Annotated in this window: 13 protein-coding genes; 5 read left to right on the top strand and 8 right to left on the bottom strand. The window is 36.0% G+C overall.

Annotation, left to right across the window (positions count from 1 at the left end):
* Positions 1–76: 76 nt before the first annotated feature.
* The gene (locus BC748_RS11450; protein ID WP_133533628.1) at positions 77–1,933 is read right to left on the bottom strand and encodes a T9SS type A sorting domain-containing protein; all 1,857 of its coding nucleotides are present in this window, start codon (positions 1,931–1,933) and stop codon (positions 77–79) included.
* 207 nt (positions 1,934–2,140) lie between these two features.
* Between BC748_RS11450 and BC748_RS11445 the strand changes: the two genes are divergently transcribed.
* The gene (locus tag BC748_RS11445) at positions 2,141–5,308 is read left to right on the top strand and encodes a beta strand repeat-containing protein (protein ID WP_133533627.1); all 3,168 of its coding nucleotides are present in this window, start codon (positions 2,141–2,143) and stop codon (positions 5,306–5,308) included.
* On the opposite strand, the gene BC748_RS11440 is transcribed toward BC748_RS11445, so the two are convergent.
* Positions 5,309–5,635 (bottom strand): hypothetical protein, encoded by a 327-nt coding sequence (locus tag BC748_RS11440; protein WP_133533626.1) that lies wholly within the window; start codon positions 5,633–5,635, stop codon positions 5,309–5,311.
* Between the two features lie 28 nt (positions 5,636–5,663).
* Here BC748_RS11440 and BC748_RS14205 point away from each other — a divergent pair, with 28 nt between their 5' ends.
* The 4 genes from BC748_RS14205 (at position 5,664) to BC748_RS11425 (ending at position 8,950) form a co-directional block, all read left to right on the top strand.
* Positions 5,664–5,840: a C1orf53 family protein gene (locus BC748_RS14205; RefSeq protein WP_162846457.1), complete on the top strand. Its 177-nt coding sequence runs from the start codon at positions 5,664–5,666 to the stop codon at positions 5,838–5,840.
* 67 nt (positions 5,841–5,907) lie between these two features.
* On the top strand, positions 5,908–6,351 hold the full coding sequence (locus BC748_RS11435; protein ID WP_133533625.1) for a PH domain-containing protein: 444 nt from the start codon (positions 5,908–5,910) through the stop codon (positions 6,349–6,351).
* A gap of 1 nt (position 6,352) precedes the next feature.
* Positions 6,353–8,335, top strand: coding sequence for a urocanate hydratase (locus BC748_RS11430; RefSeq protein WP_133533624.1), 1,983 nt, complete (start codon positions 6,353–6,355; stop codon positions 8,333–8,335).
* A 78-nt stretch (positions 8,336–8,413) separates the two neighbouring features.
* Positions 8,414–8,950: a DUF4136 domain-containing protein gene (locus BC748_RS11425; RefSeq protein WP_133533623.1), complete on the top strand. Its 537-nt coding sequence runs from the start codon at positions 8,414–8,416 to the stop codon at positions 8,948–8,950.
* A 241-nt stretch (positions 8,951–9,191) separates the two neighbouring features.
* Here BC748_RS11425 and BC748_RS11420 read toward each other — a convergent pair whose 3' ends face one another.
* The 6 genes from BC748_RS11420 to paaZ all read right to left on the bottom strand — a co-directional run bounded on the left by BC748_RS11420 (position 9,192) and on the right by paaZ (position 17,886).
* Positions 9,192–11,237 carry an alpha-ketoacid dehydrogenase subunit alpha/beta gene (locus tag BC748_RS11420; protein ID WP_133533622.1) on the bottom strand — a complete coding sequence of 682 codons (2,046 nt, stop codon included), beginning with the start codon at positions 11,235–11,237 and terminating at the stop codon, positions 9,192–9,194.
* 103 nt (positions 11,238–11,340) lie between these two features.
* Positions 11,341–12,408, bottom strand: coding sequence for a branched-chain amino acid aminotransferase (locus BC748_RS11415; RefSeq protein ID WP_246014038.1), 1,068 nt, complete (start codon positions 12,406–12,408; stop codon positions 11,341–11,343).
* A 3-nt stretch (positions 12,409–12,411) separates the two neighbouring features.
* Positions 12,412–13,701 carry a dihydrolipoamide acetyltransferase family protein gene (locus BC748_RS11410; RefSeq protein WP_246014037.1) on the bottom strand — a complete coding sequence of 430 codons (1,290 nt, stop codon included), beginning with the start codon at positions 13,699–13,701 and terminating at the stop codon, positions 12,412–12,414.
* 71 nt (positions 13,702–13,772) lie between these two features.
* Positions 13,773–14,369, bottom strand: a complete 597-nt coding sequence (locus tag BC748_RS11405) for an acyltransferase (RefSeq protein WP_133533621.1) — start codon at positions 14,367–14,369, stop codon at positions 13,773–13,775.
* Between the two features lie 106 nt (positions 14,370–14,475).
* On the bottom strand, positions 14,476–15,228 hold the full coding sequence (locus tag BC748_RS11400) for an enoyl-CoA hydratase/isomerase family protein (protein WP_133533620.1): 753 nt from the start codon (positions 15,226–15,228) through the stop codon (positions 14,476–14,478).
* Positions 15,229–15,390: 162 nt separating this feature from the next.
* On the bottom strand, positions 15,391–17,886 hold the full coding sequence (gene paaZ, locus BC748_RS11395; protein ID WP_133533619.1) for a phenylacetic acid degradation bifunctional protein PaaZ: 2,496 nt from the start codon (positions 17,884–17,886) through the stop codon (positions 15,391–15,393).
* Positions 17,887–17,888 lie beyond the last annotated feature (2 nt).

The raw sequence follows: 17,888 nt of genomic DNA, 5'->3' as shown, positions 1-17,888 counted from the left end.
ATTTTAATCTTAAATGCCAAATAAAAAAACCTTAACAAAATTGTTAAGGTTTTTTATTATATTTTTTAAAATGAAATTAGTTCTTAGACTGAGTAACTATTATTTTTTGAGTAACTTTTTTATTCTCAGAAGTAATTAATTCAACTAAATAAACTGCTTCAGCAATTGATGATGTTGAAAACTCATGTTTTTCTTGTGGTCCAAGATTATTCTTTTCAAATATTCTTTTTCCAGTTAAATCATAAAGTGAAACCGATTTCAAATCAATTAAATTAGGATTAGAAACAACCAAAGATTTTATAGCATTGTTTTGATGAATACCTATATTTAATTTCACATTATCATCAATAGAAAGTGTGCTATTTCTAAATGTAATCTCATACCTATCATTGAATTCACCTTGTGGTAATACAAAATCATATTGACTGTTTTTTATATCATGATATAAATTTGTTTCTGCATCATATAGGTAAACATTCTCAGCTTGGTTAAAATTAACAAAGTCTACAGCTTTCATAGTAAAAGTGGCATTAGCATTAGACTTTATCGACAATGGTAATCTTTTGCTTTCATCAAATTGAATAACAGATAATACACAATTATTAGTTTCAACAACAAAATTAACGTCTATTGCATTTCCGTTTGGATTTTTTGCATCTTTTGCATGATCCATTCCATCAGTAGCTTCATCATCAAAAGCTACAGCAATTTGTTTAATTCCTTGACCGTTTATCAAAGTATTGATTTTGATATGAGGAACTTCACCCTTTCTTACTGTTGTGTAATCAAATCCAGAAACAGAAGGAGTGTAAGGTAAAAACTCATTTTCATTAGCTTCTGAGTTTTCAGCATTTCTTTCAAAAACAGATGTTGTTGAATTTTCTTTAGTAAAAACTCTATAATCATTTCTCATTAAAACCGTACTTCCTACACCATTTCCTTCAATCATAAATCCTTGTCCAACAGGTGAAAAATATCTCGAAGATGGTCCTAGTGGTGATGGTGGTGCACCAGTAACACCTGTTGGATTTCCACTAATGTCGTATGCACTGTAAGCTGGCGGTATATACATCCCTGTTCCACTACGAGAGATAGGAGAATAAATGCCGTAACCACCTCGATATTGATAAATTATATGAGAATTTGCATTTTTATCATGTTCCCAAAAATAAGCAATACCTGTACAATTTAAATTGTCTGTCAAAAAATCAGACAAATCAATTGCAGATGGATAAGGATTTCCTGTTAAAGTAAATTTATCATCAGCCACATCAATAGTAATGTTCCCATCATTTGGTTTTCCTCTAAAATCATATCGTTGTGCTCCACCAGGATTATTTGGTGCCGACTCGCCTGTAGGTGTATATCCATCTAATGCTCCATATCCAGTTCCTTTCATTGTAAATCCTTGTCCTGCTCCAATGGTTGAAGTCGAACCAACAGTAATCCAATCTGCATAAATCTGAGCATTATTGATAATCGGTGTAAATTTATAAATCCATCTTGGAGCTATAGATAATGGACTAGAAATACTATTAGTAGCACTCATAGGTAAGATGATTGCAGGATTACTATTTTCAACCGATGTTGGTTGTTCTAACATTGTAATTCCAAAATTTTCATTTCCTATACTATTTGATGCGTTTCCAACTGGTGAACACCAATAATTAAATGCAAAATTATCCGAAGTTCCTTCTTGATAGGTTGAAAGTTTTCCAACTCCAACATTTGCAGAACCTGCTGTTGTTCCTTGTAAAAGCTGTCCTTCTCTTCTTAACAAGATATTACCATCTGTTTCGAGTTCAATATTCTGTTTTACATACAAATACTGATTTCCAACATACACATAACTATCACTAACAAATAGTTGGGCTTCTACATCAAATGAATTTAAAAAAATAACTGTTGAGAGTAAAATATATAATTTTTTCATGACTTTCTGATTTTGAGATACAAAGATATAAATACAAATTACTTAATAAGTATTTATCTATCTAAATTTTACACCTCAAATGCAAAAAAATTTGATGAAATGCACAATAATTAAAAAAACGACACTTTATCGGCTATAAAAGCATTTTAACTGATTTTCAAACACTTACAATCCATTATATAGTAATTTTGAATAAAACAAAACATCATGAGAAAGCTATACTACTTTTTTTTTATTGTTGTATTGCATTTAAATTTTTGCAATACTTTTGGTCAGGTTGGAATTGGTACGACTAATCCATCTGGTTCATCAATACTTGATATCACTTCTCCCGACAAAGGATTATTAATTCCAAGAGTTGGATTATTAAGTGTAACAGATACAGCAACAATTACTGCACCTGCATTATCGCTATTGGTTTATAATAACGGTTTTGCACCAAACGGTTTTTATTATTGGAATGGTACTGTTTGGGTTCCAATAAATTCTGGAGTAAGCTCAGATTGGTCTTTAACTGGCAATAATGGTACAACTCCAGGAACAAACTTTCTTGGAACAATAAATGCTGTTGACATTAGAATTAAAACAAATAATATTGACCGATGGAATATTTCAAATGCTAACTTAGGTCAATTACAATCTTATTCATTGGGTACAACAGCATTACCTACGTATTCGTTTCAAACAGATCAAAATACTGGAATGTATAGCTCTGGATCCGATGCTTTAGATTTTACTACTGGTGGAACTTCCCGATTTAGAATTCCTAATGCTAATCAAGTTCATGCTTTATCGAGAGGAACTGATGACTTACCGTTCTATAGTTTTTCTGCAGATCCAAATACTGGAATGTATAGTTCTAATCCAAACATATTAGATTTTTCAACACAAGGTGATAGCCGTTTCAGAATCACTAATACTCAGGTATTAGCTATGAATCGAGGTTCTGAAAACGAACCCTTCTATTCTTTCCAACAAGATATAAACACAAATACTGGTATGTTTAGCTCAGGAGAAAATACATTAGATTTTGCAACTTGGGGAGAATCTAGGTTACGAATTCCCGACGAATATCAAATCCTTGCGATGGATAGAGGAACAAATAATGACCCCTTTTACTCATTTAATGCTGATACAAATACTGGAATATTCAGTTCAGGAAATGATGCTTTAGATTTTTCGACCAATGGAAATGCTCGCCTCAGAATTCCAAATGCTAATCAAATTCATGCGCTAAATCTTGGAACTGCTAATGCTCCATTTTATTCTTTCGGTGCTGATACAAATACTGGAATATTTAGTGCTGGCGGTGATATTTTAAATATTGCAACTGCTGGAACTGAAAAAGTGAGAGTTGAAGCTGATGGCGATGTTGGTATTGGTGTAACACCAAATGCCTCTGCAAAAATGGACATAACCGCTACAGATAAAGGACTTTTAATTCCAAGAGTTGCGCTTACAGCAAGAAATGCTGCTGGACCAATAACCGCACCTGCAACATCATTATTAGTTTATAATACCGCAACAAGTGGTGTAGCTCCAAACAACGTCGTTCCTGGATTTTATTATTGGAATGCAACATCTTGGACGCCTTTTATTACTGTCAACTCTAACGATTGGACAATAACTGGAAATGCGGGAACAGGTGCAGCAAATTTTATTGGAACAACTGATGCAGTTGCTTTGAAATTATCAACAGCAAGTACAGAAAGAATTAGAGTTTTAGCCAATGGACAAGTAGTTATAAATAATATTGCAGCTCCAGCAGCAACAGACAGGTTTAGCGTTTACAACACTACAACAAGTGACTATGCAATTAATGGATACTCAACATCAAATGGCGTTGGTGTTTTTGGTTCAAATACTGGAAATGGTCTAGCTGTTTTTGGTCAAAATACAGGAACTGGCGCTGGAGTTTATGGAACAAGCACAAGTGCAACTAGCGCAGGAGTTTTTGGAGTTGGAAATGTAGCCAATGGAGTTGGAACTTATGGAACTTCAAATGGATTAAATGGTCGTGGCGTTTTTGGAAATTCATCTGGTGGAAATGGAATTGGAGTTTTAGGTCAATCCTCTGGAGTAAGTGGAACTGGCGTTTTTGGTGAAGCAAATCAAGCAAACAGATATGGAGTTTGGGGATTAAATAATAATGCTACAGGAATTGGAGTTTATGGTTCGTCAACAGGAAATAATTCCAATGGAGTTAGTGGAGAAACTACCGGAACATCAGGAAATGGTGTTCTTGGAACTGCAAGTGGGGCAACCGCAATTGGAGTTCGAGGAATTAACAATAATGCAACAGGTGTTGGAATGTCAGGTTCAAGTACTGGTGCAACAGGAATCGGCGTCATTGGAAATTCAACAGGAAACACTGCAGCAGGTGTAGTTGGATTAGCAAGTGGAACAGCTTCAGATGGAGTTTATGGCGAAGGTTCAGGAGCAAGTGGTTCTGGTGTTTTTGGTACAAACACAAACACCTCAGGAACAGGAGTATTTGGAAGTGGTAATAATGGAACAGCTTTATATCTGACTAACGGAAGTGGCGGTGCATTTACAGGAACTAACTATGGCTCTGTCTCTTTTGGTACAAATACCGCAAGCGGAATCGGAATAGCTGGAGCTGGAAATAATGTAGCCATTTCTACTTTAGCTAATGGCGCTGGAGGAGCATTTACTGGACTTCAATGGGCAATTACAGGTATTTCGACCATAACTGATGTAGCAAATGACGCAACTGACAGAGCTGTTTTAACTGGAAACTATACTTCTGGCGGAAGCACTTTAGATAACGTTTATGTTGGAGCAAGAGTTGGAGGTGTAAATTACAAAATATTAGGAACTGGTGGTGGTTCTGTTTCTACAACCATGAAAACCTCTCAAGGTGAACGAATTATGTTTGCTCCTGAGGCAACAGAAAATTGGTTTTTTGACATGGGAGAAGTACAATTAGTTAACGGAAAAGCAACAGTACAACTTGATCCTCTTTTTACTGAAACAATTTCAGATAGCAAACCTTTCAAAGTTTTTGTACAAGGTGCAGAAAACACATTAGGATCTATAAAAATTACCCGAAATCAAACTGAAAAATCATTTCTTCTTGAAGATTTAGGTGGAAATAGTAATGGAATTGTTCAGTTCAGCATTTACGCAATCTGGAAAGGGAAAGAAGATATTCGTATGCCAGAATTAAAAGAAAAAAGTATTCTAAAACCAACGGAAATTGAAACACAAGTTGTAACCAAAAATAATTTTGAAAACCAAAAGCAAGTGTTAAACAAACAATCAAAAGAATATCAAACCAATAATAATTCTATGCAAAAAAACATTGAACCTTTAAAAGAATTTGAAATCAAAAAAACAGAATTTCAAGAGTAATCAAAGTTTTTTCAAAAACTGCCAAAAAGACCTTAGCTTTAAATAGTTGAGGTCTTTTTCATTATCATACGCTTCTCTTTCAAACGAAATATTTCTATATGCGTCTTGACTATTTCTATATTGAATTAAACGATATGTGTATTCTAACAAGTACCAAATAAAAAAAGGAACAACAAGCATTTCTAACTGTTGTTGAATATGAATTTTTTCATGATTAAGTAAGACTTCATTGGCTGTATCTTTTCTATATTTCAAAAAAACAAAAGGAAAAAAAGTAAATCCTCTAAAACCTTTTGGTATTAAATATCTTGAAACAATTATCAACATTTGTTATAAACTCTTTAAATTTGTAGCTATGAATGACCAAAATAACGAAAAAAAACCAATAGAAGGTGAAGATTATTATCTAACGCCCGAAGGTTATCGATGTTTCACCGAAAAATACCATCTAAAACGTGGTTATTGTTGCAAAAGCGGTTGCCGACATTGTCCGTATGGTTTTGATAAAAAAACAGGCACAATCAAGAAGTAAGCTAATTCTTTGTGAGCTCTTGTCTAATCTGTTTAAACTTACTATTCATTAAAAACATCAAAATTCTATGATTATTGACTATAAATCAAAAAAAATAAATGGAATATTTAAGAAGATTTACATTTTTTTATTTCTATTTATGCTACTTATGCCTTTACCTTTGTTATTGACAAAAAATGGTTTATATCCGTTTATCGTCATGGAAAGTATTTTTACTCTTATCATATCAATTTTAATTGTTTCTATTCTAAAATTAAAAATTAGTATCCAAGGAAATTTTCTTGTAGTAAAAATAATTTTTACACTCTACAAAACAGATATTAATAAAATTTATAAAATAAGAAAAGGTGAAACTATGTGGAGTGGATTTAATAAATTTGGTACATCTACAAACGGGTTAATTATTTTTACGAAACATAGAAACGATTTATACATAACTCCTGAAAATGAAGAGTTATTTCTAGACGAATTAAAAAAAAATAATCCTAACATTATCTTAGAAAAAATATAAAATGACCTTCAAAGAACAAATACTACAAGGAATTCCATCGGTTTTACCAAATCCAAAACCCTACGAAGTCGAAATAAATCACGCGCCAAAACGAAAAGAAATTCTATCTGACGAGGAAAAAAAGTTAGCTCTTAAAAATGCTTTGCGCTATTTTAAACCAGAACATCATGCCGAATTACTTCCCGAATTCAAAGCCGAATTAGAAACCTACGGAAGAATTTACATGTATCGCTTACGTCCTGATTACAAAATGTATGCACGACCAATTTCGGAATATCCGGGAAAATCCGAACAAGCAAAAGCCATTATGTTGATGATACAAAATAATTTGGATTATGCAGTTGCGCAACATCCTCATGAACTAATTACATATGGCGGAAACGGCGCAGTTTTTCAAAATTGGGCTCAGTATTTACTAACCATGAAATATTTGGCAGAAATGACCGATGAGCAAACTTTAGCAATGTATTCCGGTCATCCAATGGGATTATTTCCTTCTCACAAAGAAGCACCAAGAGTCGTAGTTACTAACGGAATGGTGATTCCAAATTATTCAAAACCGGACGATTGGGAAAAAATGAATGCATTAGGCGTTTCACAATACGGACAAATGACAGCCGGAAGTTACATGTACATCGGACCGCAAGGGATTGTTCACGGAACTACAATCACGGTTTTAAACGGATTCAGAAAAATAAAAAAATCACCCAAAGGTGGATTATTCGTTACTTCTGGACTTGGAGGAATGTCTGGTGCACAACCCAAAGCTGGAAATATTGCAGGTTGCGTTACTGTTTGCGCAGAAGTTAATCCGAAAATAACTCACATTCGTCATTCACAAGGTTGGATAAATGAAATTATTGAAAACATTGACGAATTAGTTCCAAGAGTTAAAAAAGCATTAGAAAACAACGAAATTGTTTCCATTGCCTATCTCGGAAATGTAGTTGATGTTTGGGAACGATTTGACCAAGAAAATCTGCATATCGATTTAGGTTCCGATCAAACTTCGTTGCACAATCCTTGGGCTGGAGGATATTATCCAATTGGTTACACTTTTGAAGAATCCAATGATTTAATGGCAAATAATCCTGATAAATTCAAAGAAGAAGTTCAAAAAACATTGCGTCGTCATGCAGATGCAATCAACAAACATACTGCAAAAGGAACGTATTTCTTCGATTACGGAAATGCATTTTTACTAGAAGCTTCTCGAGCTGGCGCTGATGTTTTTGCAGAAAATCATATCGATTTCAAATACAATAGCTACGTTCAAGACATTATGGGTCCAATGTGTTTCGATTACGGATTTGGACCATTCCGTTGGGTTTGTGCTTCAGGAAATCCCGAAGATTTAGCCAAAACCGACAAAATTGCTTGCGATGTTTTGGAAGAAATGATGAAAAATTCTCCAGAAGAAATCCAACAGCAAATGGCTGATAATATCCAATGGATAAAAGGCGCACAAGAAAATAAATTAGTAGTTGGTTCGCAAGCCAGAATACTTTATGCCGATGCCGAAGGAAGAATTAAAATCGCAGAAGCTTTTAATCAAGCCATTGCTCGAGGCGAAATTGACTATATCATTTTAGGTCGCGATCATCACGACGTTTCCGGTACAGACTCGCCATACAGAGAAACATCAAACATCTACGACGGTTCACGATTTACTGCCGATATGGCTATCCAAAACGTTATTGGCGACAGTTTCCGTGGTGCTACTTGGGTTTCCATTCACAATGGTGGTGGCGTTGGTTGGGGCGAAGTTATTAATGGTGGTTTTGGTATGGTTCTTGATGGAACTAAAGAAGCATCAAGACGTTTACAGTCAATGCTTTTCTGGGATGTCAATAACGGAATTTCGCGACGTAGTTGGGCTAGAAATGAAGGTGCCATTTTTGCCATAAAAAGAGCCATGGAAACGCAACCTTTATTAAAAGTTACCATCCCTAATATAGTTGAAGACGGATTGTTAGATTTTTAGACAATTAGAATTGTTAGAATTGTCAAGAATAATAAATCTAGCAATCTGAAAATTTAATAATCTAAAATTCAAAAGATAATGAAAACGCTCAAATTTTTACCGTTACTCCTACTCTTCGTTCTTGCTTCGTGCAGTTCGGTTAGGGTATACCAAGACTACGACAAAAATGCCGATTTTAGTCAGTATAAAACCTATGCTTATCATAAAAGTGGCATTGACAAAGCGGAGATTTCCGATTTAGACAAAAAAAGAATTCTTCGTTCCATAGACGAAGTAATGGCTACAAAAGGTTTTACAAAAAGTGAAAATCCAGAAGTTCTGATAAACTTCACAACCAAAGAAAGAGAGCAGGTAGATGTCAACCAATTCAATGCTGGCTGGGGCTTTGGTTGGGGTTGGGGTTGGGGTTGGAACCCTTGGTTATGGGGTAATACAACTTCCGTCAATCGCTACACCGAAGGTATTTTAACCATTGATATCATAGATGCCAAGAAAAAAGAACTAATTTGGCAAGGTGAAGGCGAAGGCGCTTTAACCAAACGAACCGAAAAAAAAGACGAAAAAATAAAAGAATTTGTTTCCAAAATTTTAGAACAATATCCACCGAAAAAATAGTACACAGTTTTCAGTTGACAGTATTCAGTTGATGTTGCGGAAAATATAAAAAACACTATCTCGTACTGCCGAAATAGTGTTTTTTTTTTATGATTTATGCTATGAATTTTAGGAGCGAATGGCTTGGTTCCTTTTGGTTTCTCTATTCCTGCTTTCCGCTCTACTTCGTGCCACTGCAATCAGTCCCGAAACTTCGGGATAGATAGGTTTTGTATTGAATAGAGGCAGCATTTCAAAAGAACTAATACTTCAAAAGTTCTTCTATTTTAACTTTCACTTTATCGACATTCGGAATCATAGTAAACTCTAAAGTACTATTTAACGGAATGGCAGGCATATTCTCTGAACCAATTACCATTACTGGCGCATCAAGATATTTGAAACATTTTTCTTGAATCAATCCAGCTAAACTTCTTGCAAAGGAATTGTTGGTTGGTTCTTCGGTTACGACAAGACATTTTTTGGCTTTTTTAACCGATTTAAAGATTGTTTCTTCATCAAGTGGACACAAGGTTCGTAAATCGATAATTTCTACTTGATTTTTAATTGTAGTAGAAGCATTCAATGCCCAATGAACTCCCATTCCGTAAGTAATTACCGTAATTGTTTCGTCGGTTTCTTGTTCCCAAATTTCTTGAACAATATTAGCTTTCCCGAAAGGTAAAATGTAATCTTCGCTTGGTTCGTTTACTCTTGCGGCATCAGTTCCTTTTACTTTGCTCCAATACAAACCTTTATGCTCCAAAATCACCACTGGATTTGGGTCGTAATAAGCAGATTTCAAAAGTCCTTTTAAGTCAGCGCCATTACTTGGATAAGCAATTTTAATACCGCGAATATTGGTCAAAACACTTTCTACAGACGAGGAATGATAAGGTCCGCCACTTCCGTAAGCTCCAATTGGAACACGCAAAATCATACTCACAGGCCATTTTCCGTTGGATAAATAACACGAACGGCTGACTTCGGTAAACAACTGATTCAATCCTGGCCAAATGTAATCGGCAAACTGCACCTCAACAATCGGTTTCAAGCCAACAGCCGACATTCCGACTGTAGAACCAACGATAAATGCTTCTTGAATTGGCGTATTAAAAACGCGTTCGTCTCCGAATTTTTGTGCTAATGTTGCTGCTTCTCTGAAAACTCCACCTAATCGTCCGCCTACGTCTTGTCCGTATAGCAAACATTCTTGGTGCTTTTTCATTAATTCTTCTACGGCGAAAAGCGCACAATCCACCATTACGACTTTATCTTCACGCTCTGGATTTCGTTCTCCAACTTCTTCTGTGATTGGCGTTGGAGCAAAATCGTGCGTGAATAAATCTTCTGGAGTTGGATCTTCGGCTAATTGTGCTTTATCAAAATCGGCTTGCACTTTGGCTACAGCTGTATTTTCAATAGCATCTATTTCTTCTTCGGTAAATCCAGCTTCCAACAATTGTTGTACTAAAACTGGAAAAGGATCACGCGATTGTGCTTCTTCCAAATCGTCACGATACCATTCCATTCGAACACCTGAAGTATGATGATTTAACAACGGAACTTTGGCATGAACCAAAAATGGACGACGTTCTTCACGAATGGTTTTTACCACTTTTTGAACGGCTAAATAGCTCTCGGTAAAATTCGCTCCATCAATAGAAATGGCTTCAATTCCGTGGAATCCTTTGGCGTATTCAAATGCATTTTGCGCACGAGTTTCCGCCGCATTTGCCGAAATATCCCAACCATTATCTTGTACTAAATACAAAATTGGAAGTTGTTTTAAAGCTGCCATTTGCAATGCTTCGGCGATTTCTCCTTCGGTAACAGATGCGTCACCAAGTGAACAAACAACGAATGGTTTTTCTTGATTAGTTTCTTGAATCCCTATGTTTTCTTTGTACCAAAATCCCATCGCAGCTCCAGTTGCTGGAATAGCTTGCATTCCTGTAGCTGATGATTGGTGCGGAATTTTAGGTTTATCAGCATCGTTCAAACTCGGATGACAATAATAAGTTCGTCCGCCCGAAAACGGATCGTCTTTTTTTGCCATCAATTGCAACATCAAATCGTAAGGCTGCATTCCAATTCCGAGCATCATGGCATCATCACGATAATACGGAAACGCATAATCTTGTGGCAACAATTGCATCGCCATCGCAATTTGAATGGCTTCGTGTCCGCGTGAAGTTGCGTGTACGTATTTAGAAACTATTTTGAAATTATCTTCATACAAGGTTGCCATGGCTTTGGCAGTTGCCATTGTTGAAAACGCTTTTTCTAGTATTTTTTTATCTAACATCTGTTTTAAAATTTAACCACAAAGCTCACAAAGAAATCGCGAAGCTCACTATTTAGTTACTTTGTGTTCATTGTACTTTCTTAGTGTCTTAGTGGTTTAAAATTTATTTTGCTTCTACAATCCAACCAAATTCATCTTTAATATCTTGAACTTTAATAGCATTCAACGTATCATTTACCATCACAGAAACTGGATTTTCTACTGGGAATTTAATTGACAAATCATTGTTTCCAATTTCTTCTACCATCGCAATTCCTACTGCTGTTCCTGTTCCGAATGCTTCCTCTAAAGTTCCGTTTTTAGATGCCTCGATGATCTCTGAAATAGTGATTGGTCTTTCGGTTACTTCAAATCCTTTACTTCTTAACAAATCGATTATGCTCATTCGGGTAATTCCTGATAAAATCGAACCCGTTAAACTTGGTGTGATGAATTTCCCATCAATTTTGAAGAAGATATTCATTGTTCCCACTTCTTGAATGTATTCAAAATCTTGTGCATCTAACCATAAAACCTGGTCAAAACCTTTCGCTTTCGCATATTCCGTTGGACGAATTGCTGCAGCGTAATTTCCGGCTGCTTTGGCTTCTCCTGTTCCTCCATTTACGGCACGAACGTATTTTTTCTCCGCGTATAATTTAATTTTTCTACTAAAAAATGGTCCAGCTGGCGATGCCATTACGATGAATTTAAAACTCGTCGCTGCACGCATTCCGATAAAAGCTTCATCAGCATACATAAACGGACGCAAATACAAAGCGCTTCCTGTTGAAGTTGGAATCCAATTTTTCTCTAAAGCAGTGAATTGTTTTAATGCTTCTACAAATAAATCTTCTGGAAATGAAGGCATTCCCATTCTATCCGCGCTAAAGTTCATTCTTTTTGCGTTTTCTTCTGGGCGAAATAACAATGGTGTTCCGTCTTTTCCTAAAGTCGCTTTCATTCCTTCAAAAATAGCTTGTCCGTAATGTAAAGCCATTGCCGCAGGATGCGTTGGAATTAACGCCAAAGGTTCAATTCTTGGATTTTGCCATTCACCATTTTCATAATCGCAAATAAACATGTGATCGGTGAAATTGGTTCCCATAGTAATGTTTTCAAGATTCACTTCTGAAACTCTTGATTGTGTGACTTTGGTTATTTTTATTTCTGATGTCATACTCTCTGTCATAATTTATATCGTTGTGTTTGTGTCAAATTGTTCTAAATAATCGCCTACTTTTCGTAAGAATGAACCTCCTAAAAATCCGTCCACTACTCTATGGTCGAACGATAAAGAAAGATACATCATGCTTCTGATGGCGATTTCGTCTCCTTTTTCAGTTGTGATAACTTCGGGACGTTTTTTAATAATTCCTAATGCTAAAATGGCAACTTCAGGTTGGTTTATAATTGGTGTTCCCATCAAACTTCCAAAAGTTCCTACGTTGGAAATAGTGAACGTACTTCCTTGAATTTGTTCAGGTTTTAATTTGTTATTTCGTGAAGCTTCCGCCAAATTATTTACATCTTTTGCTAAAGCAACTAAATCTTTTTCATTGGCATTTTTCACTACAGGAACTATTAAATTTCCTGATGGTAATGCGGTTGCCATTCCGATATTGATGTCGTTGTGGACAATGATGTTTTTCTCATCTACCGAAACATTAATCATTGGAAAATCAGCTACAGCTTTGGCTACAGCTTGAACAAAAACTGGAGTAAACGTTAGTTTTTCGTTGTGTTTTTCTTGAAATTTGTCTTTGTTTCCGTTTCTCCAATTTACCAAATTCGTAACATCGACTTCAATGTAAGAAGTTACGTGAGGCGAAGTTTGCTTAGAATACACCATGTGATCGGCAATCATCTTGCGCATTCTGTCCATTTCTACAATGCGGTCTTTTCCTTCAACGAAATTGATTTTTGGTTTAGGATAAGAAGAGGTTGACAGTTGTCGGTTGTCAATTATCGGTTTAGATTGAAGTGGATATTTACGATTCTTCAGATAATTAAAAACGTCGCTTTTTTGCAATCTTCCTTCTGCTCCCGAACCTGGAATGGCTTGTAATTCTTCTATCGAAAGATTTTCTTTTTGAGCGATAGAAATTATTAATGGCGAAATGAAAGCATTTGGATTAGTTGTCAGTTTTTGGATGTCAATTTTTGGCTGTTGTACCTCGACTGAACTCGCTTTGATACTATTCTTTTCAGATACATCTTGCTTCTTGTTTCTTGTTTCTGTTTTTCCATCAGAATCTATCAAAGCCAAAACAGTTCCAACTTCAACCACATCATCTTTTTGAAAACGAATTTCAGTTATTACTCCAGATACTGGCGCAGGCACTTCACTATCGACTTTATCGGTAGCTACTTCTAAAATAGTTTCTTCGGCTTCCACAAAATCACCTACGTTTTTCAACCAACTGATTATTGTTGCTTCTGAAATACTTTCACCCATTTTGGGCATTTTGAATTCTGTTATCATTTATATAGTATTCAGTGTTCAGTGTTCAGTGTTCAGTCTCGCATTTCTGCAAACTGACCACTGAATACTGATCACTTTTTTTTAAATTCTTCTAATGTTTTATAAAAAGCTTCTTGTGTTGGTCGATTGGCTGGAATTTCTCTTAACGGTTCAACGGCTTTTAAGGTTTCATAACATTCCTTTGGTAATTGCTGATATAATGCGGTTCCTTTGGTTTTCCAATCAATCATTTCATCGGAAACGTCTTTTATAATTGTAGCTGGATTTCCTACTACCATTTTTCGGTTTGGGATTTGCATTCCGGCTTTTATGAAACTTAATGCGCCGATAATACATTCATCACCAACATTTACGTCATCCATAATTACGGCGTTCATTCCAACTAAGCAATTCGCACCAATATTTGCTCCGTGAATAATGGCTCCGTGACCGATGTGCGCACCAGTTTTCAATACCATTGTCTTTCCAGGAAACATATGAATCGTACAATTTTCTTGAACGTTACAGCCGTCCTCAATTATAATTTCTCCCCAATCGCCACGAATAGCCGCGCCTGGACCAACGTAAACATTTTTTCCAATAATCACGTTACCCGTTACCGCAGCTTGCGGATGGATGAAACTACTTTCGTGTATTACTGGGATGAACCCTTTGAATTCGTATATCATGTTTTATTGTATAATGTATTGTTGTATAATGTATTGTTGTATAATGTATTGTTGTATAATGTATATTGCTCTTTTCAGTATACAATATACATTTTACAGTATACAATTACTTAAATTTCTTCAACGTCTCTTTCGTAAAATCAGACAATACTAATCGTCCACTTATTGCGGCTCTTTCCGCTAGTAAACTGTCCCAATCTTCTGTTCCTCTCCAAAAAACCTTTTTCATTTCGGTCATGGCGTCTGGATTGTAGGTGCATAAATGTTCGGCGAATTTTTGAACGGCTTCGTCCATTTCTTCTATATTTTCAAATACTTGAGAAAACAATCCTTTTTCTTTTGCCCAATTTGCATCATAAAATGTGTTGGCATCGATTGCTATTTGTGACATTGCTGAAACTCCCATTTTTCTTTCGATTGCTGGTGAAACCACAAAAGGACCAATTCCAACGTTTAATTCTGATAATTTAATGGCTGCAAATTTAGTTGCCATACAATAATCGGTTGATGCTGCAATTCCAACTCCGCCACCAACGGTTTTTCCTTGAATGCGTCCGATGATAAATTTTGGACATTTTCTCATGGCATTGATTACATTGGCAAATCCTGAGAAAAATACTTTTCCGGTTGCGGCATCGTTGATGGAAATTAGTTCTTGAAAACTTGCTCCAGCACAGAATGTTCGGTCGCCACCACTTTTTAGGATGATTACTTTTACTTCTGAATTATTTCCAACTTCTGTTATTGTGTTGGCTAATAGTGCTAATATATCACTTGGCAAGGAGTTTTGTTCAGGATGAAAGAACTCGATAGTGGCGATGTTGTTGTTTATTTCTTTTATAACGTATGCTTCTGACATAATTATTTTTTTGAACGCGGATGACACAGATTTAACTGATTACCGCTGATTTTCTTTTTATTCTATATTCCTAGCCCTGATAGTAGTGGAAATCCTTTTCTTTTTTTTCTTTAAAAAAGAAAAGATTGCAACGGATAGCAGGATTAGCTCCAAATTATTATTCTACAAAATATTAAACTGTTCAAAGTGATGGTTCAAATGCTTTCTTTCTAATAAATAAGACGCGTATTTATTCATTTCTCCGAAAACCATATTCTTTAAAACCGCTTCTGGATTTTCTTTGAAAAAGGTTTTATATTGTTCTCTTGCTTCAAAAAATTTGGCTTTGGCTGTCTCGAAATCGGGATGGATTAAATCTTCTAATTCGTCTTTTTTCATCGTTGGAAACTTGGTTCCAATTGGAAATTTATCATAATTGTATAACGAATTATGGACTTTATCTAAAATCTTTTCGGGTGTTGCAATTTCGAAATCTTGAATTTCACCTGACATGATTCGGTAGCCTTGTTCCAAATGTTCTAACAAATGTTGTGGCGTTAAAATTCCCCAACTTGGTTTTGAATTTTCGGTTAGTTTATTTAGACATTCAACTATTTTTTCATCAGTCATTTCTACGAAAACCTCTTGTTTTTTCTGAACCATTGTTAGAATTGTTGCTACTGCTACTAATTCATTTTCGGTATCAAAAACTTCAACAAACCATTTTACAATTCCGCTTGGATGTTCGGCAGAAGCCACATCTCTATCAACTTTTTGTTTACACGTTAAACGTACATAAACCGTATCATTGTGGTAAATTGGTCGTAAGAAACGACATTCTTCTAATCCGTAATTTGCGGCAACCGGACCTTTATTTGGGTACACGAACAAACCTGCTGCAGCTGCTAAAATGAAGTAGCCGTGAGCCGTTCGTTTTTTGAAAATACTTCCGTCAAGCGAAGTAATATCGGTATGTGCGTAGAAATGATCCCAAGTGATATTGGCAAAATTGATGATATCTGTATCGGTAACTGTTCTGTTATGAGTTCGCAATGACATTCCGGGTTGGATGTCTTCCCAATGGTATTGGAACGGATGTTGCGTGATTTCTTTGTAGGCCGAATTCGCCTGATAAATGCCTGTAATTTCAGTTAAAGTTGTTGGCGAACCTTGAATCGCGCAACGTTGCATATAATGTTTAATTCCGCGAACGCCACCCATTTCTTCTCCGCCACCGGCACGACCTGGACCACCGTGAACCAATAATGGCAATGGCGAACCGTGACCAGTACTTTGCTTCGCATTTTCACGATTTAGAACTAAAATTCTACCGTGATGTGAGGCCGCATTTACAACATATTCTTTGGCAATTTCGTCTGAATTTGTAACGATAGAAGATACTAATGAACCTTTACCCATTTGGGCTAATTCAATCGCTTCATCAAGATTCTTATAAGGCATTATTGTTGAAACTGGGCCGAAAGCTTCGGTTTCGTGAACGGCTATATTTGTAAACGGATTGTCTTCGCGAAGTAAAATTGGACTCACAAAAGCCCCTTTTTCATCGGCACCGATTATGTTGGTTTTTTCTAAATCACCGTAAACTATTTTGGCCGATTTTGATAATTCTTGAACACGTCCTTTTAAAACATCGACTTGGTCTTTACTTACCAATGCTCCCATTCGGACTTCTTTTAATCTTGGGTCGCCAATAGCAACTTTATCTAATGATTTTGAAAGAGCAAATTGAACGTCATCCATCAGTTTTTCTGGAACAATCATACGACGGATTGCTGTACATTTTTGACCTGCTTTTACGGTGATTTCACTTCGAGCTTGGTTTATGAATAAATCGAATTCTGGCGTTCCTGGAACGGCGTCTTCGCCTAAAATGGATGCGTTTAATGAGTCGGCTTCCATTGTAAACGGAACTGATTCTTGTAGTATTCTTGGATGCGATTTTAATACTCTTCCAGTTGTTGCCGAACCTGTAAATGTTATTACATCTTGGCTTTCAATAGTATCGAAAATATCTTTAGCAGTTCCAGAAATTAATTGTAATGCGCCTTCTGGTAAAATATTTGATGCGATTATTTCACGCACAACAGCTTCAGTCAGATAAGCTGTAACTGGCGCTGGTAAAACAACCGCTGGCATTCCGGCCATCCAATTGCACGCACATTTTTCTAACATTCCCCAAATTGGGAAGTTAAAAGCATTGATATGAATGGCAACTCCTTTTTTCGGAACTAGAATATGATGCGCCATAAATCGGCCACCTTTTGACAAATTGATTGGGTCGCCTTCTACGTGATAGGATTGATTTGGGAATAATTTTCGCAAGGACGCATTAGCATATAAATTTCCGAAACCACCTTCGATGTCAATCCACGAATCGACGCGAGTTGCACCGGTTCTATAACTAATTTCGTAAAATGCTTCTTTGCGTTTGGTTAAATACATCGCCAAACTTTTAATCATATTGCCACGTTCTTGGAAGGTCATTTTGCGAAGTTTTTCACCGCCTTTGGTTCTTCCATAATGTAAAATGGCTGGGATATCCAATCCTTCAACAGAAGTTTCTGCTATGAATTCTCCTGTTACTGCATCAAAAGAAGGTTTCCCTTCTCCTATTGCTGAAGTCCATTTTCCTTGTACGTAATGTTGTGTTTTGTTCATAT

The sequence above is a fragment of the Flavobacterium dankookense genome, from assembly GCF_004362665.1.
GTDB lineage: Bacteria > Bacteroidota > Bacteroidia > Flavobacteriales > Flavobacteriaceae > Flavobacterium > Flavobacterium dankookense.
The sequence above is the reverse complement of the archived record's forward strand: the minus strand, read 5'-3'. Positions and strand labels throughout refer to the sequence as shown.